Here is a 21,229-nt window from a genome sequence, read left to right on the forward strand (position 1 = left end):
GCCGCGCAGCCGCCCGAGCACCACGCGCCGCGCCGCCGCAGCCCAGCCACCACGCGGAAACGAACCCGTCACGAAAGCGGCGCCTTCGCAACAAGCGCGAACAGCCCAAGCCAACGGCGCCGCCTCAATCACCGGAGTCTCACATGACCGCAAGCAACGAAAACGTCCGCATGGAGCGCGACACTTTCGGCGAAATCGCCGTGCCCGCCCAGCAGCTGTGGGGCGCGCAAACCCAGCGCTCGCTGCAAAACTTCCGCATCTCCACGGAGAAGCAGTCGCCCGAACTCATCACCGCGCTCGCCACCATCAAGCGCGCCGCGGCCGAGGTCAATCTTTCGCTCGGCGTGCTCGACGAAGCCAAGGCGCACGCCATCGTGCAGGCCGCCGACGAGATCATCGCGGGCAAGCACCCCGGCGAATTTCCGCTTGCCGTATGGCAAACGGGCTCCGGCACGCAGACCAACATGAACCTCAACGAGGTGATCGCCAACCGCGCGAGCGAGATTCTGGGCGGCGAGCGCGGCGAGGCGCGCAAGGTGCACCCGAACGACGACGTGAACCGCGGCCAGTCGTCCAACGACGTGTTCCCCACGGCCATGCACGTGGCCGCCGCGTACGGCATCGTCAAGCATCTGCTGCCCGCGCTCAAGACGCTGCGCGACACGCTCGACACCAAGGCGAAAGCCTTTGCCGACATCGTGAAGATCGGCCGCACGCACCTCCAGGACGCCACACCGCTTACGCTCGGCCAGGAGTTCTCGGGCTATGTCGCGCAGCTCGATCACGGCATCAAGCATGTGGAATCGTCGCTGCCGCACCTCTACGAGCTCGCCCAAGGCGGCACGGCGGTCGGCACGGGCCTGAACGCGCACCCGCAGTTCGCGCACAAGGTGGCCGAAACCATTGCGAAGCTCACGGGCGTGCCCTTCGTTACCGCGCCGAACAAGTTCGAGGTGATGGCCGCCGCCGACGCGCTCGTGTTCGCGCACGGTGCGCTCAAGACCGTGGCCGCGAGCCTCATGAAGATCGCCAACGACGTACGCTGGCTGGCTAGCGGCCCGCGCTGCGGCCTCGGCGAACTGTCGATTCCCGAGAACGAGCCGGGCAGCTCGATCATGCCGGGCAAGGTCAATCCCACGCAGTCCGAGGCCGTGACGATGCTGTGCTGCCAGGTGTTCGGCAACGACGTGGCCGTGAACATGGGCGGCGCGAGCGGCAACTTCGAGTTGAACGTGTTCCGGCCGATGATCGCGCACAACGTGCTGCAATCGATTCGCCTGCTCGCCGACGGCGCGCTCAGCTTCAACGATCATTGCGCCGTGGGGATCGAGCCGAACCGTTCGCGCATCGACGCGCTGCTCAACGAATCACTCATGCTCGTGACGGCGCTCAATCCGCACATCGGCTACGACAAGGCCGCGCAGATCGCCAAGAAGGCGCACAAGGAAGGCACCACGCTCAAGGCCGCGGCGCTCGCGCTCGGGCACGTGAGCGAACAGCAATTCGACGAATGGGTGAAGCCGGGCGAGATGGTGGGTACCGGATCGCGGAGTTGATCCCAGCCTGATCCCGCGTCCTGAACGCAAAACGGGCGGCGAGGTTTCGACCTTCGCCGCCCGTTTTCTCATGCGTGTTCAGCGCATGGCTTGCGTCGTGGGCTTCACACTTCGCCCTTGGCCACTTCCTCGGGCTTCAGTTCGATGATCGCGTCGAGCGCGTCGCGCACGTCGAGCGCGTATTTCGCGAGGCGCTTTTGCTCCTCCGTTTCCGGCACAAACGTCGGCACGGGAATGGGATTGCCGTTTTCGTCGACGGCGACGAACACGATCAGGCAGTCCGTGGTGAGACGCAACTGGCCGCTCTTGGGGTCGCCCGCGTGCACGGTGATGTGGATGTGCATCGAGGTGCGGCCCGTGGCGACCACGCGCGCGCGCAGCTCGACCATGTTGCCGACGAGAATCGGCCGGCGAAAGCGGATGTTGCCCACGCTCACCGTCACGCAATAGCGGCCGGACCAGACGGCCGCGCAGGCATACGCCGTCTCGTCGATCCACTTCATCAGCGCACCGCCGTGCACTTTGCCGCCGAAATTCACCGAAGTCGGTTCGGCGAGGAACCGGAATGTCGTTTCCGAACGGTCCAGCGGCTGGGTAGGCGTCTTCATATCGGCTTTACTCATGGCGATTCGGCTCTGGCGGCTCGAATTGTGGGGTAAGGAGCCGTCGATTATACGAGCGCAACACGACAGCCGCAGCGCAATGCTGAAGCCGGCTGCGGGCGAGCTCAACTTGCCGTCAACGCGCCGTGAACGCGCTGTCAGTTCGCCGCGAAACGCGCGCGATAGTCGAGCGGCAGCACGCCGTAGCTGCGCTCGAAGGCACGCCGCAGATTCTGCTCGGTGCCGAAGCCGCAGTCGGCCGCGATGCGCTTGAGCGGGCGGCGCGACTGCACGAGCGCATGCGCGGCGGCCTCCACGCGCATGGCCGCGACGGTGCGCGCGGGCGTGCGCCCCACGGCTTCGACGTAGCGGCGCGCAAAGGTGCGCGGGCTCATGCGGGCTTCCTCGGCAAGCCGCTCGACGTTCAGCTCGCCGTGCAGGTTGGCGGCCATCCAGCCGTGCAGCGCATCGAAGGCGCCGCCCGCCGTGCCCTGCGCCGTGAGCGCCTCGCTGAACTGCGACTGCCCGCCTGGCCGCTTCATGAACACCACGAGGCGGCGCGCCGCCTGCATGGCGATCGCGTGACCGCAGTCCTCCTCGATCAGCGCGAGCGCGAGATCGATGCCCGCCGAAACGCCCGCCGACGTCCACACGGCGCGGCCGTCGCGGTCGTCGCGGATGAAGATCGGTTCGGGATCGACCTCGACCTTGGGAAAGCGTTTCGCGAGCTGCGCGGCATTGCGCCAGTGCGTGGCGGCGCGGCGGCCGTCCAGCAGCCCCGCCGCCGCGAGGTAGAACGCGCCCGTGCAGACCGAGGCGACACGGCGCGCGCGCGGCGCGGCCGCCGCGATCCAGGCGACCAGTTCGGGCTGGAGCACGGTGGCGTCGTCGATGGGGACGCCTGGCACGATGAGCGTGTCGATGGTGGCGGGGTCGAGCGTGTCGAGCCGCTCGGTGACGATGGGCATGCCCGCGAAAGTCGGCAGCACGCCGCCCGCCACCGAGGCGAGCGTGGTGCGATAGGCGCAGGGCTCGCCTTGGGGCGCGCCGTGGAAAGCGCGCATGCCCAGTTCCGCGCGCCAGAAAGCCTCGACGGGACCGCAGGCGTCGAGCAGCACGAGGTCTGGCGCAACGGCGAACACGACGTGCCGCGCAGCGGCGACAGGGGAAGCATGGGACGTCTGGGGCGGCATGGCGGCGGGTGCGATCCGAAAGAGGACGCCCCATGATCGCACGCACGCGCATGGCAGTCAGATCAAACTTGCATCAATTTCTGCCAATCCATCCGACTGCGATACACAACGGTTCGATCAGTTGTGGACGGCGATGCCCTGGTCGATCGTGCCGTACATCGTGATGCCGCTCCCGCTGCTGGAGGGCATGGAGCCGCCCTGCGCACAGGCCGCACACAGCGGCGCGAGCGCAACGAGAGCGAAAAGAACCAGAAAGCGTTTCATGACGGGAAAGCGGCTTGCGTAAAGAAACCCATTCTAGCGCGGGGGCCCGGCGCACCGCAGTCCGCGACGCCGCATGCCCGGAGCCACGTGCCTGCAATCGATACTTCATCTCATCGTGAAACGTCGATTGCGCGGTTTCGCTAGAGTCACGATGTGGGTGTCATCGAAACGAAACAGGAAACCGCCATGAATCTCCCCGCTACCGACGAATCGAGCCATTTCCCCGGTCTCGCGCGCGTTGCCGCCCTGCTCGCCGACCCCGGCCGCGCCGCCATGCTCTGGGCGCTCATGGACGGCAGCGCGCGGCCCGCGGGCGAGCTCACGATGATCGCGGGCCTCTCGCCTTCGGCGGCGAGCGGCCACCTCGCGCGCCTCACCGACGGCGGCCTGCTCGCGCTCGACGTGCGCGGACGCCACCGCTACTACCGCATCGCGACGCCTGAAATCGCCGCCACCATCGAGGCGCTCATGAACGTCGCCCACGCGACCAACGTCGTGGCCGCGCAGCGTCCGGCGCCGCGACCGGTCCGCACGGTACCGCTGGAGATGCGGCACGCACGCACCTGCTACGACCACATGGCCGGTGAAGTCGCCGTGCAGGTGTTCGAGCGCCTCGTGGGAGGCGGCCTGCTCGTGCGCGACGGCGACACGCTCGAAGCCACGCCCGAAGGCGCGGCGCGTCTCGCCGCCTGGGGTGTCGACGTCGCGGCGCTGCATACGCGGCGGCGGCGCTTTGCCTGCACCTGCCTCGACTGGAGCGAGCGGCGGCCGCATCTGGGCGGCGCGCTGGGCGCGGCGCTGCTCGATTCGTGGACGCAGGGCGGCTGGATCGAGCGCACGAGTCGCCCGCGCGTGCTGCGCATCACGCCCAAGGGGCAGCGCGAGTTCGATGCGCTAGTGGCGGTTTAGAGCGCCAATCCGCGCCAATATAAGCTGACAAATACCCAACAACTTCGCCGATTTCGCCCGCAAAATCTCGCGTTTCGCCCTCCGTCACACGTTCTGTTACATCTCCTGCATAAGCCTTAACAAATGCGTGCGCATGGAAACACGCGCGCCGGATACAGTGCCCTGCATGGGGTGGGAGCAAGCGCTCGAGCGCCCGGTCCCGCCGACAGGAGAACGAACATGACAACGCGCACGCCTACGACGCCCACACCGCCTACGATCACGATCACCCGGTTTCGCCGCACAACCCGCCGCACCCTGTTCGCACTGGCCGCGCTCGCCGCGCTGAACCTCGCCGCCGCGCCCACGGTTTTCGCACAGGCCGCGCCGCCCGACGCCGGGCCCGCGCCGGGCGCCGCGAACGTCGATCCGCCGAGCCGCGTCGCCCGCCTCGACTACATGGCCGGCGCCGTGACCACCGAGCCGGCCGGCGCGAGCGACTGGTCGTATGCGCAGCTCAACCGCCCGCTCACGACGGGCGACCAGCTCTGGAACGATGCCAACGGGCGCTCCGAGCTTCACATCGGATCGACGGCCGTGCGCCTCGGTGCGCAAACGAGCCTCGACGTCCTCAACCTCGACGACCAGACATCGCAACTGAAAGTGGCGCAAGGCACGCTCTCCACGCGCGTGCGCGAAATTCCGCAGGGCACGACCTATGAGATCGACACGCCGAACCTCGCGCTGGGCGTGACGAGCCCCGGCGACTATCGCGTGGACGTCGCGCCCGACGGCAGCACCACGACCGTCACCGTGCGCAGCGGCAACGTGACCGTGTACGGCGAGAACGGCCAGATGCCGATGACGGCCGGCCAGCAGATGCGCTTCGGCGGCACCGACCTCCAGCAGGTGGCGAGCAACGAAGCGCCGCCGCCCGACGCCTTCGACCAGTGGGGGCTCGCGCGCGACCAGGCCGAAGACCGCTCGGTCTCGGCGCGCTACGTCTCGCGTGACATGCCCGGCTATCAGGATCTCGACAACAACGGCACGTGGCGCAGCGACCCGCAGTACGGCGAAGTCTGGACACCGAGTTCGGTGCCCGCGGGCTGGGCGCCCTATCACGACGGTCACTGGGTCTGGCAAGCGCCTTGGGGCTGGACCTGGGTCGACGACGCGCCGTGGGGCTTCGCGCCTTATCACTACGGCCGCTGGGCCTACGTGGACGATTCGTGGGCCTGGGTGCCGGGACCGATCGTGGAGAGCGCCCCACCCGTCTACGCGCCTGCGCTGGTCGCGTTCGTCGGCGGTGGAGGCGGCGGCGCCGACTGGGGCGTGAACCTGGCGGTGGGCGGCGTCGCGGCAGCGGGCGTCGCGTGGTTCGCGCTCGGGCCGGGCGAGCCGTGGCATCCGCACTGGGGCGGCTGGAGTCCGCATTACTACGACCGTGTGAACCAGACCGTCGTGGTCAACAACTATCGGCGCGACGTCAACATCACGAACATCAACGTTCACAACACCTATGTGAACTATCGCGTGCCGGGCGCGGTGACAGCAGTGCCGGCCACGGCCTTCGTCCATGGGCAGCAGACCTCGCGCTTCGCGCAGCACGTCGATCCGCAGCAGTGGCGCAACGCGCGCATCGAGCCGGGCACGCCCGGCATCGCGCCGGTCAAGGGCAGCTTTGGCGCCAATCTGCGCCGCGCGGACTACCGGCCGCCCGCGGCGCTCAACCAGCGCCAGGTCGTCGCCACGCGCGCACCGGTCGCGCCGCCCGCGTTCCACGACAACCTCGCGCAGCGTTTCGCCCACTCGGGCGGCACCGTGCCGGGCGCGGGCGCGCCGGTGGTGCGCGTCTCGGCTCCGGCACATGCTTCGTTCTCGCCTTTCTCCCCTGCCGCGCACGGCGCGTGGCCCGCGCAGAACGTGCGGGTCGTGCCACCGCATTCGCCCGTCGTCGGCGTGGCCGGAAGGCCCGCTGGCCCGCAAGCGCAGGCGCAGCCGGGCCGGCCGGGCGTCCCCGGCGGCGCACCCGCTCCGGGCGCGCCGGCCTTCAACGCCATGCAGCGAGGCGCCGGGCACGGCCAGCCCGGCATGCCCGCAGCCGCCGCACAGGATCATGGCGTGCCGCACCCGCCGCAGTTCGCCGGGCGGCCGCAAGGCGGCATGCCCGCAGCCGGCCAGCCGGGTCCGAGTGGCGCGAATATGGCCAACGTAGCGAACGGTCCGCGCGGCGAAGCCCACCAGCCGGCCTGGACGCAGCCGCATACGCCGATGGCCATGCGCGGACAAGCAGGCGGACAAGCAGGCGGACAACCGGGCGGACAAGCTCCCGGCAACGAGGCAGGCAGACCGCCCGCGCTGGCCATGCAGGCGCCGCGTAACGAAGGGCGTGCACAACCGCAGCAGCCGCAGCAGCAGCCACAGCAACGGATGCCCGAACCGGCGGCGGCGCAGCATGGCCCGCAGGCGCAGGCACAACCTCAACCGCAGCAGCGAGCGGAGTTCCACCCGCAGGCGCAACCCCAGCCGCAACAGCGCGCCGAGGCCCGCCCGCAGCCGCAGCCTCAACAGCGTCAGGAATTCCGTCCGCAACCGCAGCCCCAGCAGCGCGCCGAGGCGCGTCCGCAGCCGCAACCGCGCCCGGAATTCCATCCGCAGCCGCAGCCCCAACCGCAGCAACGCGCGGAATTTCACCCGCAGCCGCAGCCTCAGGCGCATCCGCAACCCGCGCCGCATCCTCAGGAGCGCGCAAGCGGCGGCAATCACGACGACCACCACCACGGCTGATCGCCGCGCCGCAAACGACAAAGCCCGCGAACGTCGCCGTTCGCGGGCTTTTTTATCGCGGATTCACGCCGCGGTTACACCGCCATCGGCGCGGTGAGCGGCTCGTGATGCCGGTAGTCGACGAGGGAAAAGTCGGACGGCTCCACCTTCTCGAGCCATTCCGGCTCGTAGACGCCCGTTTTCGCGTACTCGGGCACGCGCTCCGAGATGGCCAGGCGCGGACTCGCGAAAGGCTCCCGGCGCAACTGCTCGTTGAGCATGCCGAGCTGGTTTTCGTAGATATGCGCGTCGCCGATGAAATACGTGAACCAGCGCGGCGTATAGCCCGTGAGCCGGCCCACGAGATGCAGGAGCACCGCGCCCTCGGTGAGGTTGAACGGCGTGCCGAGACCCACGTCATTGCTGCGGATATAAAGGCACAGCGAGATTTCGCGCTTCACCGGGTTCGGCAGGAACTGGTACAGCAGGTGGCAAGCCGGCAGCGCGATTTCCTCGAGCACGGCGGGGTTCCAGCCATGAAACAAAATCCGCCGGTCAGACGGGTTTTTCATGATCGTGTCGAGGCATTGGCGCAGCTGGTCGACGGCCTTGTAAAGCAGCACTTTCTGCCGACCGTCCTCGCTAAAGCGCGCCACCTCGGCGTAGCCGCGCGATTGGGCGTCGGCGAGCTGCGCGGCGGCTTCGGCGTCGAGCACCTTGTAGGCGGGCCAGCGCCGCCATTGCACGCCGTAGACGTCGCCCAGGTCGTCCGTGCCCTCGCGGTACGGATTGGCGAGCCACTGGGCGTTGTCGTTCGCATTGGCGTCCCAGACCTTGCAGCCGAGCGCGCGAAAATCCGCGGCGCTGCGCGAGGCGCGCAAAAACCCGACCAGCTCGCCCACCGCCGACTTGAATGCCAGCTTTTTCGTCGTCACCGCGGGAAAGCCTTCTTGCAGGTCGAAGCGCAGCATCGCGCCCGGCTGGCTGATCGTGCGGATGCCGGTGCGGTTTTCCTGCCAGGTGCCGGTGTCGAGAATCGAGCGGACGAGCTCGAGATACTGTTTCATGCGCGGTTCCCTCGTCGGGCACAGGGCGCCCGGTTCGGATTCAGGATGGAAAAGGAGGATTTTACCCGGCGCGCGCGTCCGGGGTCGGCCGCGCCAAAAGCGCGTACCCATACCGAATCGGGGACAAGGGCGAAACGCCCGCAGGACGGGCTACGGGGAGCCCAAGGGAAAGCTCGCGGCAAAACCAGGCGCAGCAAGCTCAGACGCCACGCAATGGGCGCGGCAACATCCACGGCGGCCACGGCTGCGCAGACGGTGCGCGAAGCCCGAACCCGGCGCTTTCAGCCGCCATCTGTTCCATGCAACCGCAGAGCAGCCAGTCCGGCCTCAAGCGCCCGAAGCCAGGCCGCCGGGATGCGGCGCGAGCGGTTCGCTCTCCATGTGGCGCATGCCGTGCGCGCACAGCAGCCGGTACAGCGTCACGCGCGAGATGCCAAGCTCCTGCGCGGCGTCGCCCAGGCGCCCGCGGTGGCGCAGCAGCGCAAGCTCGATGGCCTGGCGCTCGGCGGCTTCACGCGCCTGGGCGAGCGAAACCGGCACCACTTCGACGTAATCGCCGAGTTCGAGATCGCGCGCCGTGATCGCCCGGCCCTCGGACATCACGATGGCGCGGCGCACGCGGTTGATCAGCTCGCGCACGTTGCCGGGCCAGCTGTAGTTGTGCAGCGCCGCGATGGCGTCGGGCGAGAAGCCGCGCAGGCGGCGGCTGCCGTCCTTCTTGAAGCGTTCGAGCATGTGCCGCGCGAGCAGCTCGATGTCCTTGCCGCGCGCACGCAGCGGCGGCTCGTCGATCTGCAACACGCACAGGCGGTGATACAAATCCTGACGAAAGCGCCCTTCCACCATCGCCGCGCGCATGTCCACGTGCGTGGCGGAGATGATGCGCACGTCCACCGGCATCGACTGGTGGCCGCCCAGGCGCTCGATCTTGCCTTCCTGGAGAAAGCGCAGCAGGCTCGCCTGGCTTTCCATCGGCAGGTCGCCGATTTCGTCGAGAAAGAGCGTGCCGCCGTTGGCCGCCTCGACGCGCCCCATCTTGCGCTGGCTCGCGCCCGTGAACGCGCCGCGCTCGTAGCCGAACAGCTCCGATTGCAGCAGGTGCGGCGGAATCGCGCCGCAGTTGATCGGCACGAACGGGGCATTGCGGCGCGACGAGCGCTCGTGGATCGCCACCGCCGTGAGTTCCTTGCCCGTACCCGACTCGCCCGAGATGAACACCGGCGCGTCGGTCATGGCGACCTTGCGGATCGAACGGAACAGCGCCAGCATCGCCTCGCACGAGCCGACCATTTCGCCTTCCGTGCCGCCCGTGGTGTCGTTCGATGCGGCCTCGCCGAGCGAAACCATGCCATATGCATGACCGACTGAATCGACGATACGCTCGCCGCTCCAGGGCACCGTTACGTAATCGAAACAGTAATCGCGCACGAGGCGGCGCAGGTTGGCATCCTGCAACTGGCCGGTCGTGGTCGCGGCGACCCAGCCCACGTTAGGCAACGTCAGGCACGGCTCGAACGAACCGATCTCGTGCAGGTGGAATTCGCTTGAAAGATCGAGCAGTCCCCCCGCAGGCATTCCCGTGCGTAACGCGCGTCGTGCGTCCCGTGCGTTGCCAACGACTTCCACCTGCCAGCCACGCTCGTGGAACCGCTGGTTCAACGCTTCGACCGGATTTCGCGTCACGTACACCAATTGCCGCGTTGCAGGTTCCATTATTCAGATCCTCTTGCCAACACTATCGTTTGGGAATGACGGCACGCACCTGAATGTACAGACACGCAGCAAAAAGCCCCTTTCGCGCGCCTGAGAAACAGTAAACGCGCTTGCTTTTGCTGACAGTGAATCCCCGAGTTGTGGCGTGTGTGTCAACTTGCCCAGTTGTGGGCTTTTTCTTTTTGGCATTACGGCTTTTTCTGAAGCTTACTATAGCCTCAGGGCACTTGGATAGAATTTATGCGGACGGAATGGATTAGGGACCGATGGAAATGTTTCCATGTCTTTCCCGGTATTTTGTCAGTGCAGAAATAATTACGGATGTTTCCATTCCCTCAATAGTTAAGCGCCTGACGCGCAAACGTTCTCCTTTGAAACCGGATGGCATTGCCAACGGGTTTAAACGGCCTCACGTTTCAGCACTGAAACATTTTGGCGAATATCCGCCATTCAAAATTTGCAGAAAATAGCGCGGCTCGAAGCGTATCAATGGATTGCGGGCGATGGCACACGTTTCGCTAAATGTCCCGCACCAGGAGATACGCCATGCGACTCATCGTCAAGCCAGTCCGGCGCAGTGTTTTTAGCTACGGCAGCGCATTTGCCGCCGTGCTCGTTCCCGCCGCGCTCCTCGTCCTCTCGCCCGCCGCTCTGGCCGGGGCCCTGGACGACGCGCAGCCCGCGCAAGCAGAGGTCGGCAGCTTCGTGAGCGCCGCCCCGGATGTCGTTACTGCAACACCTGGCGCACTCATTCCCGCGACGCTCGACGCGAGCGCCCTGTCTGCCGCGACCGGCACAAATGACACGGTCGGCACGGACGACACAAACGCAACAAATATCACAGCCGCCAGCGCCGCCGCCGACCCGGTTTCTTTCGGCGACGACGGGGTATTCGCCGGCGCCGGCACGCTCGACGACCAGACGCTCTCGCGCCAGCGCGGCGGCGCCGTCGGGATGGTGATGGTGGCGGCCACGCCGCAACTGATGCGTGGAAACAACAGTGTGACGCTGTGGGATGAAATCGCGCCGCCGGCGCCGCTGCCGATTCCCGTGGACGCCACCCAAAGCGCGCAGGGCAACCTCGCGAGCTACACGAGAAAGTAACGATGAGATAGGAAACCGCGCCGCTTCTGTTGCGGCGCGGTGTCAGGCGCGCCGCAACAGAAGCGGCGCCCGGACATGGGGCCTCGGGCGGCGCGAAAGCGCCAACCGGGGCCGACAGGAGACCGAGATGACAGCACGCAATCTGACGCACGGCGCAAGCCGGCGTCTCGTCCAGGCCGCCGCCGCCCTGTGCGGCGTCCTGGCGGCGGGTGTCACGACGGGCGTAGCGGCCCAGCAGGTGACGAACCCCGGCGACATCATCGTCGAACGCGACATCACGCCCCGCAGCGCCTTCGCCAACGTGCCGAAGAACCAGGACCCGGTGCTCGTGCGCGCCACGACGTTTCCGAAGAACAGCTTCGACCCGGCAATGGCCGCGCTCGTGACCGACACCGACCTCGTCAACGCGCACGGCTCGAGCGGCGTGAACACGAACGGCGCCATGAGCGCACAGGCCGCGGGCGTGCAGGCGATCACGCGCATTCTCGCCGGCAACGCGACCGGCTCGAACACGGCCGCGGGCCCCGGCGCGAGCGCCGGCGTCGGCGGCGGCCTCGGAAGCACGATTTCCTCGACGATCACTGGCGCGCTCGCCCCGCTCACGGGCGCGATGGGAGGCATGAAATGAGCCGCTTGCCCAGTCTGCTCGACACGTTGCGCGCGACCCGCGCGGCGGCCCGCAATTCGATCCCCACGGCGCTCGCCTGCGCCGCCGCGCTCGCCTTCGCGGGAGCCGCGCACGCCCAGGCCCAAGCCACGGTCGGCGCGACGGCGGCCATCGCCCCGAACGCCGGCACCGCGACCAAAGGCGCGCTTACGGTGAACGAAACAGCGGGCATCGACAACGCGCAATCCAACCAGCTAACGATCACGAGCGGCAGCGTCGCCATCAACGTGAATGGCGACGAGCAGCTAGCCACCGTCTCGGCACGCGTGAAGGACGCGAGCGCGACGATTGGTGCAGGAGCTTTTGCAAACACGACCGGCGCAATGATGGTGAATCAGTCGGCGGGCGTGGGCAATGTCCAGCGCAACAGTGCCCTCATCAGCACTGGAGCGATTGGTGTTGCGACGGTCTCGGACGGAGAACTGTCCGCGGCGGCCGCAGCGAACGGCGGTCAGGGGCAAATGGCCCAGGCAGGGGGCATTCGTGAGGTACGCATCGACGGTGCGGCATTCAGGAATGCGACGGGCCTCGTGCAGGTGAACCAGACGGCCGGCGCCGGTAATGCTACGGCAAACAGTTTTGTGCTCCGTCCCCCGGCGGGCACTCTTTTTTAACTGACCACTCAGTATCGGAGCGAAATCATGAAGCGCACCCTCATAGCAGCGGCAGTTCTTGCTTCGGCAGCAGGTTCCGCTTATGCGGTTCCATCGAACATGGCGTACCTTTTTAACGCCACAGGCGTCACCGAAGGTGTCGGGATCGAAGGCTTCGTCACGCTGTTCGGCTGCGTCTCGGTCTCGAGCACTGCCGGCGCGGTCATCAACAACAACCAGACCACCGGCGGCGGCACGCTCCTTCCGCAAGCTCAGAGCTATCTGAGCGGCAAGGTGACGACGACCTATAACAACACCAACTTCAGCGTGAAGGGCACGGGCGACAACTCCTTCTACAAGTACTCCAACTCGATGTCGTCGAGCAGCGACTCGTCGTCGAGCAGCTCGTCACGCACGCACGATTCGAGCAGCTCGAATTCGAAGAGCGCATCGGGCAATTCGAGCTTCGGCGCCTCGTTCAGCGCGAGCGCCAGCGCCTCGTATCACGTGAAGACGGACAACGGCGGCACGAGCGACTCGTCGAGCACCAACAAGTCGAGCGACGTGGGCAGCAACAACAGCACGAGCACGTACAGCAGCACGGGCAGCAACAACTCGATGAACTCGCAAAAGGGCAGCGGCGACCTGAAGCTCGGCGCCTCGTGGTCCAACAAGGGCAACTGGAAGAACGGTTCGTCGAGCCTCAGCCTGAGCGGCTCGGAAAGCACGTCGCACACGACGGCGAGCTCGCACGACAACAGCGACACCACGAAGCGTGGCAATAGCTGGAACAACAGCGACACCAACAGCAAGAGCAGCACCTCGTCGAACGCCAACACGGCGTACGCCGACGGGTCGGCGAGCGCCTCGCTCAAGGCCAGCGTGAGCGCCTCGAGCGAATACTCGAAGAACTCGAAGGACGCGTCCTCGCACATGTCCAGCGAATCGAGCACGAGCGCTGACTCGCACAAGAGTTCGTCCTCGAGAAGCTCGAGCTCGAGCAACGGCTGGGGCTATAACGTGAGCGACACGCTCAACACCGTCGACGAGCACACCACCGGCTCGGTCACCGCGAACATCAACACACAACAGGCCGGCACGCTCGACGCGACCACCGGCAGCAACGCGGCAACCGGCGTGACGGGCAACCTCGGCGTGAACATCGCGGAAGGCATCAACAACGCGCAAAGCAACGATGTCGCGCTCGCTTCCGTCGATATGGGCAACGTCTTCGGCAACGCACAGATCTTCAACACGCAAGCCTCCAGCGGTAAGGCCAACGTGAAGAACTTCAATCTGAACGCGTCGGTCGGCGACGGCTCGCTCGCTAACGTTTCGGGCAATGTCGGCGTGAACGTCGCATCCGGTATCGGCAACGCGCAGAACAACAGCCTCGCCGGCTCCGTGACGACGGCAAGCCCGGGTTCGGCCTCGACGGTTGCGATGGTTGCGACCGACAACAACGTGCAGAACGCCGGCATGACGGCAACCGGCCAGTTCCAGGGCACGGCCACCCTCGGCGCCAACTCGCTCGCCAACGCGACCGGCAACATCGGCGTGAACATCGCGGGCGGCATCGGCAACCTGCAACACAACGGCATGGCAATCGCCGCGATGAACAACGGCCACTAAGCACGGCCAGCAGTACCGCAGGTAACGGGCCCGACTCAGGCAGCAAGTCAGACAGCAAATCAGGTCGGGCCCGGGTAGTACCGCTGTTGCCATATCAAGCAGCACCGCGCGCCGGCGGTTTCACGCAAGCCGGCGCGTGAACCAAAAGGTAGGAGACCACCATGTCCGGGCTCGTATCGTCCCCGGCGTCCAGGATGTGCGCTGTCGCGCTGGCGCTTGCCGCCACCGCGGCCCTCGTGCCCGTGCACGCGCAGTCGACGCTCGACGCGACCAACCTCATCGGTGTGCCGATCAAACTTCCGATCCACTCGATGCGGGACATTCGCTATCGCAGCATCGTCAACCAGCAGTACGACTACAGCTGCGGCGCCGCCGCGCTCGCCACGCTGCTCAAGTACGGCTACGGCATCGACATCCCGGAACCTGAGCTGATCCGCCGCATGATGGTGTTCTCCACGCCCGAGGTGGTCGTCAAGAACGGCTTCTCCATGCTCGACATGAAGAAGTTCGTCGAGACGATCGGCTTGCGCGGCCGCGGTTTTCGCGTCAACACCGACGCGCTCTACCACCTGCAAATCCCCGTGCTGGTGCTCATGAACATCGATGGCTATGAGCACTTCGTGATCGTCAAGCACGCCGAGAACAGCCGCATCTTCATCGCGGACCCCGCGCTCGGCAACCGTATCGTCGCTGAGGACGATTTCGCGAAGACGTGGAACGGGCTCGTCTTCGCGGTGCTCGGCAAACCGTTCCTGGAGGACTCTCCGCTGTTGCAGAACAACGAGTCGCTCGCGCTCAAGCTGCGTGAAAACGCACTGCTCAATGGCACGGCCGCGACTCCCTTCTTCGAATACGGCCTCGATAAGGCCGTCATGTTCTGAAGTCCTAAGAATCATGAAACGCAACCTCTCACAGTGTGGCATCGCGGCAGCCGTCTCCGCGCTCGCCTGCGCTTTTTCGAGCGGTGCGCAAGCGGCCGACAGCATCGGCTTACCGCAGCCGGTGCCGGCGTTTCTCGCGAACGCCGACGGACAAGCGCAGGGCATCCGCTGCGAGACCGTCGACGACGACGTGCTCGCGCATCAGACCGGCAAATATGCCGGCAGCGACATGATTTCCGGGTTCGTTCTGAACCTGCTTTCTCAGTGGCAATTGCCCAACGGCGCGACGGCTGTCGCGCAAGGCACGCTCGCCGTCGCCCAGAACGCGGCCAACCAGATGAGCGCGCAGGTGAAAACGTACGCGAACGTGATCGACCCGACGCAGAACGGGACCACGCTCGCGGGCAGCGGCGCCAATCCGAACGCGACGGCCACCGGTGGCCAGAACGTGACGGTCAACGGCGTTTCGCAGATCACCCAGGTGGCCGGCAACGGCAATGCGGGCGCCAACGCCGCAACCATCGCCTACGACAACAACGCGCCGCAGATCGCCAACCTGCCAGGCACGGCCAACCAGTCGAGCGCGTCCGCTTCGAACGCGAACGGCAGCATCAAGGCGGGCATCTCGTTCGGCAGTAACGGCGTCAACGTGACGCTGCAAACGCCGGCGGGCATCGCCACGCAAAACATCGTGCCGGGCAACGCGCAACAGGCCGGCGCGATCGCCCAGCTGCTCCAGGTCGCAGGCAATAACCAGCAGGTCGCCAACCAGTTGCAACTGAGTCTGCAAACGCAGCAGATGTCGTCGCAAATGATCCGGCAGATCGGCGTACTACAGGCTCTGCGAAACCTCCACTAACCAAGGGGCTCGTGAGGGACGAGACGCATGAAAAAGGAGACCACCACGCGGGCGTCGGCCCCGTGAGAAAAGCAACACATTGAATGAGGTGCATCGACGTGCGCAGGCGTGGGACCAGGGGGTTCCGCGTCGCGCCCGATCCCGGGGGAAGAACAATGAAGATGATGTCGAGGACGGTCGCGCCCCACGTGGCGCTGGCCGCCATCCCAGCAGCGGTCCTGCTGTTCGCGCTCTCGCAATCCGCCCATGCGCAAGCGCTACAAAGCCAGTCGATCGAAGATCGGCTGAACACGCTCATGCGTGTGGTCGACGAACAGCAGCGGCAGATCCAGTCGCTCGAGCGCCAGGTGACGAACCTCGAAATGGCGCAACGCGGGCGCGGCATGCCGGGCGCGGGCGCGCCCGACGCGGCGTCCGACGCCACGGTTGCCGAGCAGCCCGGCGCCGACGGCCTGCCGGTGCCCTTGCCGCCGCTCGCCCAGGCGCTGCCAGGCGCCACGGCGCCGGGCGCGCTCACGGGCACCGCCACGGGCGTGCCCGTGAACCCGCCCTCACCCGATGCCGGGCCGACCAGCGGCGCAACCGGCACGTCGGCCGCAAGCGGCCCGCAGCAAGGCGCGCCCGTCGGTGTCAACCCGACAGTGGGCGAAACGCAGAAGAACGCCGAGCCCACCCGCACGCAGGCCGAGGAAGCCGTCGTGCAGCGCGAGCATGCGCCGTTGTTCGACCACAAGCTCACGCTCGACTGGGGCATCAGCGACACCTACTACGATCGCCGCCAGTTGCAGCTCTCGGGGTTCCTTGCGCTCGACGCGATCTTCCTCGGCAACATCAATCTGGGGCAGACCAAATCGCACCAGATCACGGCCGATCTCGATACGCGCTACGGCATCACCGACCGCATGAGCGTGGACGTCGACGTGCCGTACGTCTACCGGCACAGCACCTTCATCGTGGGCGGCGCGGGCGGCTCGGCCAGCACGCTCACGGATGCGTCGGTCAACTCGAACGCCATCGGCGACGTGAACTTCGGGATCTACTACCAGTTCCTGAAGGAAACCAACAACATTCCCGACGTGGTCGGCAGCCTGCGCGTGAAGACGCCCACCGGCACTTCGCCGTTCGGCATCAAGGTGCAGCAGATCACGCCCGACAACACCAACCTGGTCGCGCCGAGCAAGCTGCCCACGGGCACGGGCTTCTGGAACGTGACGGCCGGCGTCTCGGTGCTGAAGACCTATGACCCGGTGGTGCTGTTCGGCAGCTTCTCGTACACGTACAACATCTCGCGCTCGTTCGCCGACATCTCCTCGGTGATCGGGCAGACCCAGCCCGCCGATGTGAAGCTCGGCGACATCATCCAGTTCGGCGGCGGCGTCGCCCTCGCCTTCTCCGACAAGGATTCGGCCAGCATCTCGTACACCATGGCGATCGAGCCGCAGTCGAAGACCAAGCAGCCGGGCGGTGCGTGGACCGGCGTGCCGGGCAGCGAGACGACCGCCTCGGTGCTCAACTTCGGCCTGAATCACGTGGTCAACAAGCATCTGACGATCAACGGCGCGGTGTCCGTTGGCCTCACGCCCGACGCGCCGAACTTCGTCGTCGGCGTGCGCTTCCCCTATACCTTCTGATGACATGAGGCCGATCGTGCGTGAATCCTCCCACCTGGGCGCCACCGTGACACCGTTCGCCGGAGCGGGCCAGCGGCTCGCCGTGACCGGGCCGCCGCATTCGGGCGGCGCGGCGCGGCACGACGAAGCGCACGACGCCGGCGCCGCGCGCGACGCCAAAGCAGCGCCGGAGTTCGAGCGCACGTTGCTGTACGTCGCGCGCACGCCCGACCCGCTGCTCGGCGCGTACCTGAAGAGCCGCGGCTGGGAGCTTGCGACCGCCCGCACGGCGCACGAGGCCTCGCGCCTCGTGAAGCCGGAGGCGGCCTATGCGGGCATCGTCGACCTCACGGGTTTCGCGCCGCGCGAATTCACGGGCCTGGAGACGATCCTGCGCCTCCAGCAGGTGGGCTGGATCGCGCTCACGGACAATTCGCGCCTCGCCGACCCGGAAGTGCGCCGCCTGATCCGCCACTACTGCTTCGACTACGTGCACGTGCCGGTCGCGCACCCGACGCTCGACTATCTCGTGGGCCACGCGTTCGGCATGGTCTCGCTGTGCGACCTCGACACACCGGCCACCCCCGCGAGTCAGGACGAAGACGAGATGGTGGGCACCTGCGAGGCGATGCAGCAACTGTTTCGCACGATCCGCAAGGTCGCCAACACCGACGCCACCGTGTTCATCTCGGGCGAGTCGGGCACCGGCAAGGAGCTCACCGCGCTCGCGATCCACGAGCGTTCGCCGCGCCGCAAGGCGCCTTTCGTGCCGATCAACTGCGGCGCGATCCCGCATCATCTTCTGCAATCCGAACTGTTCGGCTACGAGCGCGGTGCATTCACGGGCGCGAACCAGCGCAAGATCGGGCGCGTCGAATCGGCCAACGGCGGCACGCTCTTTCTCGACGAAATCGGCGACCTGCCGATGGAAAGCCAGGCGAGCCTGCTGCGCTTCTTGCAGGAAGGCAAGATCGAGCGCCTGGGCGGCCACGAGCAGATTCCCGTGGACGTGCGCATCATTTCGGCCACGCACGTCGATCTGGAGTCGGCGATGCGCGACGGGCGCTTTCGGGCCGACCTCTTTCACCGCCTGTGCGTGCTGCGCGTGGACGAGCCGCCGCTGCGCGCGCGCGGCAAGGACATCGAAATTCTCGCGCACCACGTGCTGCACAAGTTCAAGATGGACAGCGCGAGAAAGATTCGCGGCTTCACGCCCGACGCCATCGAGGCCATGTACAACTACAACTGGCCGGGCAACGTGCGCGAACTCATCAACCGGGTGCGCCGCGCGATCGTCATGGCCGAGAGCAAGCTGATCTCGGCCGAGGATCTCGACCTCGCGCATTTCACCGCGCAGCAGACGGTCACGCTCGCGCAGGCGCGCGAGGCCGCCGAGCGGCGCGCGATCGAAGCGGCGCTGCTGCGCCACCGCCACCGGCTCACGGAGGCTGCGGCCGACCTCGGCATCTCGCGCGTGACGCTCTACCGGCTCATGGGCACGCACGGCCTGCGCGACGAGAAAACGATCTTTGGCGGCGAAGCAGAGAACCAGGCGGAACCGCCGCCGGACGTGCCGCCGGACACGCCGGAGTGAGCGCGAAAGCGTGGAGCGGCAAGGGAGCGCGCGCCGGGGCGCCCGGCGCCCTCAGGTAGAATCGCTGCGAACGGCTTACAACCTCGCTCCTCTACCCTTTCGATGACAACGCTCACCCTCATCGTCGCCCGCGCCCGCAACGGCGTGATCGGGCGCGACAACGCGCTGCCCTGGCGGCTCCCCGAAGACCTCGCGTTCTTCAAGCGGACCACCATGGGCGCGCCGATCATCATGGGCCGCAAGACGCACGAGTCGATCGGCCGCGCCTTGCCGGGCCGCCGCAACATCGTCGTCACGCGCGACGCGGGCAAGCGCTTTCCCGGCTGCGACACGGCCACGAGCCTCGACGAAGCGCTCGCGATCGCGGCGCAGGATCAGGCGCCCGCGGCCTTCCTGATCGGCGGCGCGCAGCTTTACACGGAGGGCCTCGCGCTCGCGCACGAAATGGTGGTGACGGAAATCTCCGCCGACTTCGAGGGCGACGCCACCTTCCCCGCACCCGACCCCGAGGTGTGGCGCGAAACCTCGCGCGAAACGCTGCACGCGAACGCGCCGAACGACTTCGATTTCGCGTTCGTGCGGTACGTGCGGCGGGATTGATTGTCTGCGCGTGGATCCGTGCCCGGATTCGCGCCCAAAAGCACAACGGCACGCCAAGGCGTGCCGTTGTTCATCGCGCCGCGAAAGCGCCGCGCGAATGCCGCTTACTGCCCCGCCACCGTCATCTTCTCGATCAGCACCGAGCCGGTCTGGCGCGTGCCGCGCGCGAGCGTATCCGCGCCCACGGCCACGATGTGGTGGAACATTTCCTGGAGCGTGGAAGCAACCGTGATTTCCTCCACCGGGTACTGGATCTTGCCGTTCTCCACCCAGAAGCCCGAGGCGCCGCGCGAATAGTCGCCGGTCACGAAGTTCACGCCCTGCCCCATCAACTCGGTCAGCAAAAGGCCCGTACCGAGCTTGCGCAACATTTCCTCGAAATCGTCTTCCGGCTTCGTCAGCGAGCTTTGCAGATGGAGATTGTGCGAGCCGCCCGCGTTGCCCGTGGTCTGCATGCCGAGCTTGCGCGCCGAATACGACGAGAGGAAATAGCCCTGCACGATGCCGTCCTTCACGACTTCGCGGCGCTGCGTGCGCACGCCCTCTTCGTCGAACGGCGCGCTGCCGGCCGCGCGCGGCACGTGCGGGTCTTCGACGATCTGGATATGCGGCGCGAACACCGGCTTGCCCAGGCTGTCGACGAGGAACGACGTCTTGCGATAAAGCGCGCCGCCGCTCACGGCCTGCACGAACGCGCCGAGCAGGCCCGCCGCGAGCGGCGCCTCGAACAGCACCGGCACCTTGCGCGTGTCGAGGCTGCGCGCGTTCAGGCGCGACAGCGCGCGCTCGGCCGCATAGCGCCCCACGGATTCGGGCGAGGCGAGTTCGGCTGCGCTGCGCCGCGAGGTGTACCAGTCGTCGCGCTGCATGTTGCGGCCAACGCCCGCGATCGGCGCGCACGAAATGTAGTGGCGCGAGTACGGGTAGCCGTGCAGGAAACCGCCCGAGGTCGCGAGCACAAACTGCGAATGCTGCGCCGAAACGCTCGCGCCTTCGGAGTTCTTCACGCGCGGGTCGACGGCGAACGCGGCGTCTTCGGCGCGGCGCGCGATTTCCACGGCCTCGTCGGCCGCGAGGTTCCACGGATGGTAAAGATCGAGGTCGCGCGGCGCGGCTTCGAGCAGCTCGCGCTCGGCCAGGCCCGCGCAGTCGTCGTCGGCGGTAAAGCGCGCGATGTTGTACGCGGCGGCCACCGTGTCCTTGAGCGCCTGCGGCGAAAAGTCGGAGGTGCTCGCGTTGCCGCGCTTGTTGCCGATATACACGGTCACGCCGACCATCTTGTCGCGGTTGTGCTCGATCGTCTCGACCTCGCCACGGCGCACCGAGACGGACAGGCCGTCGCCTTCCGAGATCTCGGTCGCCGCGTCGCTCGCGCCGAGCGTTTTGGCGTGCCGCAGGATGTCAGACGCGATCTCTTTCAGTTCGTCCTGCGTGTGCGGGAAAAAGCGTTGCCGGGCTTCGATGTCTGCTGCCATTGTCGTTACGGTCCGGTTCTGGGCCGGTGCGGCCCGCTGGTGTCGTGTTTCGCTGGTGTCGCTTCGAGTGCGATTCGGGTGCTTCGGAACGCGCCGCGTTCGCGAAGCGCATCCCGCGATCATAGCAAGGTATGTGAACACGCATCACAGGCGCTTTCGCCGCCC

The 21,229-nt window shown here is 66.9% G+C and carries 18 protein-coding genes; 12 read left to right on the forward strand and 6 right to left on the reverse strand.

Annotation, left to right across the window (positions count from 1 at the left end; translation table 11 throughout):
• The first annotated feature begins 143 nt into the window (after positions 1–143).
• Positions 144–1,556, forward strand: coding sequence for a class II fumarate hydratase (gene fumC / locus C7402_RS14750; protein ID WP_112171300.1), 1,413 nt, complete (start codon positions 144–146; stop codon positions 1,554–1,556).
• A 104-nt stretch (positions 1,557–1,660) separates the two neighbouring features.
• Here the strand turns inward: fumC and C7402_RS14755 are convergent, their stop codons facing one another.
• The 3 genes from C7402_RS14755 to C7402_RS46935 all read right to left on the reverse strand — a co-directional run bounded on the left by C7402_RS14755 (position 1,661) and on the right by C7402_RS46935 (position 3,615).
• On the reverse strand, positions 1,661–2,164 hold the full coding sequence (locus C7402_RS14755; RefSeq protein WP_112171301.1) for an acyl-CoA thioesterase: 504 nt from the start codon (positions 2,162–2,164) through the stop codon (positions 1,661–1,663).
• Between the two features lie 152 nt (positions 2,165–2,316).
• On the reverse strand, positions 2,317–3,351 hold the full coding sequence (locus tag C7402_RS14760) for a GlxA family transcriptional regulator (RefSeq protein WP_116611143.1): 1,035 nt from the start codon (positions 3,349–3,351) through the stop codon (positions 2,317–2,319).
• A gap of 117 nt (positions 3,352–3,468) precedes the next feature.
• Positions 3,469–3,615 (reverse strand): hypothetical protein, encoded by a 147-nt coding sequence (locus tag C7402_RS46935; protein WP_165841895.1) that lies wholly within the window; start codon positions 3,613–3,615, stop codon positions 3,469–3,471.
• A 186-nt stretch (positions 3,616–3,801) separates the two neighbouring features.
• Here C7402_RS46935 and C7402_RS14765 point away from each other — a divergent pair, with 186 nt between their 5' ends.
• Both C7402_RS14765 and C7402_RS14770 read left to right on the forward strand, forming a co-directional pair.
• Positions 3,802–4,524, forward strand: a complete 723-nt coding sequence (locus C7402_RS14765; protein WP_112171303.1) for an ArsR/SmtB family transcription factor — start codon at positions 3,802–3,804, stop codon at positions 4,522–4,524.
• 219 nt (positions 4,525–4,743) lie between these two features.
• Positions 4,744–7,290 carry a DUF6600 domain-containing protein gene (locus C7402_RS14770; protein ID WP_116611144.1) on the forward strand — a complete coding sequence of 849 codons (2,547 nt, stop codon included), beginning with the start codon at positions 4,744–4,746 and terminating at the stop codon, positions 7,288–7,290.
• Between the two features lie 74 nt (positions 7,291–7,364).
• On the opposite strand, the gene C7402_RS14775 is transcribed toward C7402_RS14770, so the two are convergent.
• Together C7402_RS14775 and C7402_RS14780 are read right to left on the reverse strand one after the other, a co-directional pair.
• On the reverse strand, positions 7,365–8,336 hold the full coding sequence (locus tag C7402_RS14775) for a thymidylate synthase (protein WP_112171305.1): 972 nt from the start codon (positions 8,334–8,336) through the stop codon (positions 7,365–7,367).
• 327 nt (positions 8,337–8,663) lie between these two features.
• A complete protein-coding gene (locus C7402_RS14780) occupies positions 8,664–10,049 on the reverse strand; it encodes a sigma-54 dependent transcriptional regulator (protein ID WP_112171306.1) in 1,386 nt (461 codons plus the stop codon).
• A 546-nt stretch (positions 10,050–10,595) separates the two neighbouring features.
• On the opposite strand from C7402_RS14780, the gene C7402_RS14785 reads away from it, so the two are divergent.
• The 9 genes from C7402_RS14785 (at position 10,596) to C7402_RS14825 (ending at position 19,589) form a co-directional block, all read left to right on the forward strand.
• Positions 10,596–11,153, forward strand: a complete 558-nt coding sequence (locus tag C7402_RS14785; RefSeq protein ID WP_244314854.1) for a hypothetical protein — start codon at positions 10,596–10,598, stop codon at positions 11,151–11,153.
• A gap of 127 nt (positions 11,154–11,280) precedes the next feature.
• A complete protein-coding gene (locus C7402_RS14790) occupies positions 11,281–11,781 on the forward strand; it encodes a hypothetical protein (protein WP_116611145.1) in 501 nt (166 codons plus the stop codon).
• Entirely contained in the window at positions 11,778–12,434 is a 657-nt protein-coding gene (locus C7402_RS14795; RefSeq protein WP_116611146.1) for a hypothetical protein, read from the forward strand. The genes C7402_RS14790 and C7402_RS14795 overlap by 4 nt, the downstream gene beginning before the upstream one ends.
• Before the next feature lie 27 nt (positions 12,435–12,461).
• Complete coding sequence (locus tag C7402_RS14800; RefSeq protein WP_116611147.1) at positions 12,462–14,045, forward strand: cell wall anchor protein; 1,584 nt, start codon at positions 12,462–12,464, stop codon at positions 14,043–14,045.
• Positions 14,046–14,206: 161 nt separating this feature from the next.
• Entirely contained in the window at positions 14,207–14,926 is a 720-nt protein-coding gene (locus C7402_RS14805; protein WP_181565544.1) for a C39 family peptidase, read from the forward strand.
• A 13-nt stretch (positions 14,927–14,939) separates the two neighbouring features.
• Entirely contained in the window at positions 14,940–15,785 is an 846-nt protein-coding gene (locus C7402_RS14810; RefSeq protein WP_116611148.1) for a peptidase C39, read from the forward strand.
• A 155-nt stretch (positions 15,786–15,940) separates the two neighbouring features.
• Positions 15,941–17,416 (forward strand): hypothetical protein, encoded by a 1,476-nt coding sequence (locus C7402_RS14815; RefSeq protein ID WP_112171312.1) that lies wholly within the window; start codon positions 15,941–15,943, stop codon positions 17,414–17,416.
• Positions 17,417–17,432: 16 nt separating this feature from the next.
• Positions 17,433–18,989: a sigma-54-dependent transcriptional regulator gene (locus C7402_RS14820; RefSeq protein WP_224045454.1), complete on the forward strand. Its 1,557-nt coding sequence runs from the start codon at positions 17,433–17,435 to the stop codon at positions 18,987–18,989.
• Between the two features lie 102 nt (positions 18,990–19,091).
• The gene (locus C7402_RS14825; protein ID WP_112171314.1) at positions 19,092–19,589 is read left to right on the forward strand and encodes a dihydrofolate reductase; all 498 of its coding nucleotides are present in this window, start codon (positions 19,092–19,094) and stop codon (positions 19,587–19,589) included.
• 104 nt (positions 19,590–19,693) lie between these two features.
• Here C7402_RS14825 and pmbA read toward each other — a convergent pair whose 3' ends face one another.
• Positions 19,694–21,064: a metalloprotease PmbA gene (pmbA, locus tag C7402_RS14830; RefSeq protein WP_112171315.1), complete on the reverse strand. Its 1,371-nt coding sequence runs from the start codon at positions 21,062–21,064 to the stop codon at positions 19,694–19,696.
• Positions 21,065–21,229: the final 165 nt, after the last annotated feature.

This window comes from Paraburkholderia unamae (genome assembly GCF_003096875.1).
GTDB lineage: Bacteria > Pseudomonadota > Gammaproteobacteria > Burkholderiales > Burkholderiaceae > Paraburkholderia > Paraburkholderia unamae.

Excerpts from the sequence above, each read along its gene's own strand:
- fumC (WP_112171300.1), top strand. The coding sequence starts at position 144 with ATGACCGCAAGCAACGAAAACGTCCGCATGGAGCGCGACACTTTCGGC.
- C7402_RS14755 (WP_112171301.1), bottom strand. The coding sequence starts at position 2,164 with ATGAAGACGCCTACCCAGCCGCTGGACCGTTCGGAAACGACATTCCGG.
- C7402_RS14760 (WP_116611143.1), bottom strand. The coding sequence starts at position 3,351 with ATGCCGCCCCAGACGTCCCATGCTTCCCCTGTCGCCGCTGCGCGGCAC.
- C7402_RS46935 (WP_165841895.1), bottom strand. The coding sequence starts at position 3,615 with ATGAAACGCTTTCTGGTTCTTTTCGCTCTCGTTGCGCTCGCGCCGCTG.
- C7402_RS14765 (WP_112171303.1), top strand. The coding sequence starts at position 3,802 with ATGAATCTCCCCGCTACCGACGAATCGAGCCATTTCCCCGGTCTCGCG.
- C7402_RS14770 (WP_116611144.1), top strand. The coding sequence starts at position 4,744 with ATGACAACGCGCACGCCTACGACGCCCACACCGCCTACGATCACGATC.
- C7402_RS14775 (WP_112171305.1), bottom strand. The coding sequence starts at position 8,336 with ATGAAACAGTATCTCGAGCTCGTCCGCTCGATTCTCGACACCGGCACC.
- C7402_RS14780 (WP_112171306.1), bottom strand. The coding sequence starts at position 10,049 with ATGGAACCTGCAACGCGGCAATTGGTGTACGTGACGCGAAATCCGGTC.
- C7402_RS14785 (WP_244314854.1), top strand. The coding sequence starts at position 10,596 with ATGCGACTCATCGTCAAGCCAGTCCGGCGCAGTGTTTTTAGCTACGGC.
- C7402_RS14790 (WP_116611145.1), top strand. The coding sequence starts at position 11,281 with ATGACAGCACGCAATCTGACGCACGGCGCAAGCCGGCGTCTCGTCCAG.
- C7402_RS14795 (WP_116611146.1), top strand. The coding sequence starts at position 11,778 with ATGAGCCGCTTGCCCAGTCTGCTCGACACGTTGCGCGCGACCCGCGCG.
- C7402_RS14800 (WP_116611147.1), top strand. The coding sequence starts at position 12,462 with ATGAAGCGCACCCTCATAGCAGCGGCAGTTCTTGCTTCGGCAGCAGGT.
- C7402_RS14805 (WP_181565544.1), top strand. The coding sequence starts at position 14,207 with ATGTCCGGGCTCGTATCGTCCCCGGCGTCCAGGATGTGCGCTGTCGCG.
- C7402_RS14810 (WP_116611148.1), top strand. The coding sequence starts at position 14,940 with ATGAAACGCAACCTCTCACAGTGTGGCATCGCGGCAGCCGTCTCCGCG.
- C7402_RS14815 (WP_112171312.1), top strand. The coding sequence starts at position 15,941 with ATGAAGATGATGTCGAGGACGGTCGCGCCCCACGTGGCGCTGGCCGCC.
- C7402_RS14825 (WP_112171314.1), top strand. The coding sequence starts at position 19,092 with ATGACAACGCTCACCCTCATCGTCGCCCGCGCCCGCAACGGCGTGATC.
- pmbA (WP_112171315.1), bottom strand. The coding sequence starts at position 21,064 with ATGGCAGCAGACATCGAAGCCCGGCAACGCTTTTTCCCGCACACGCAG.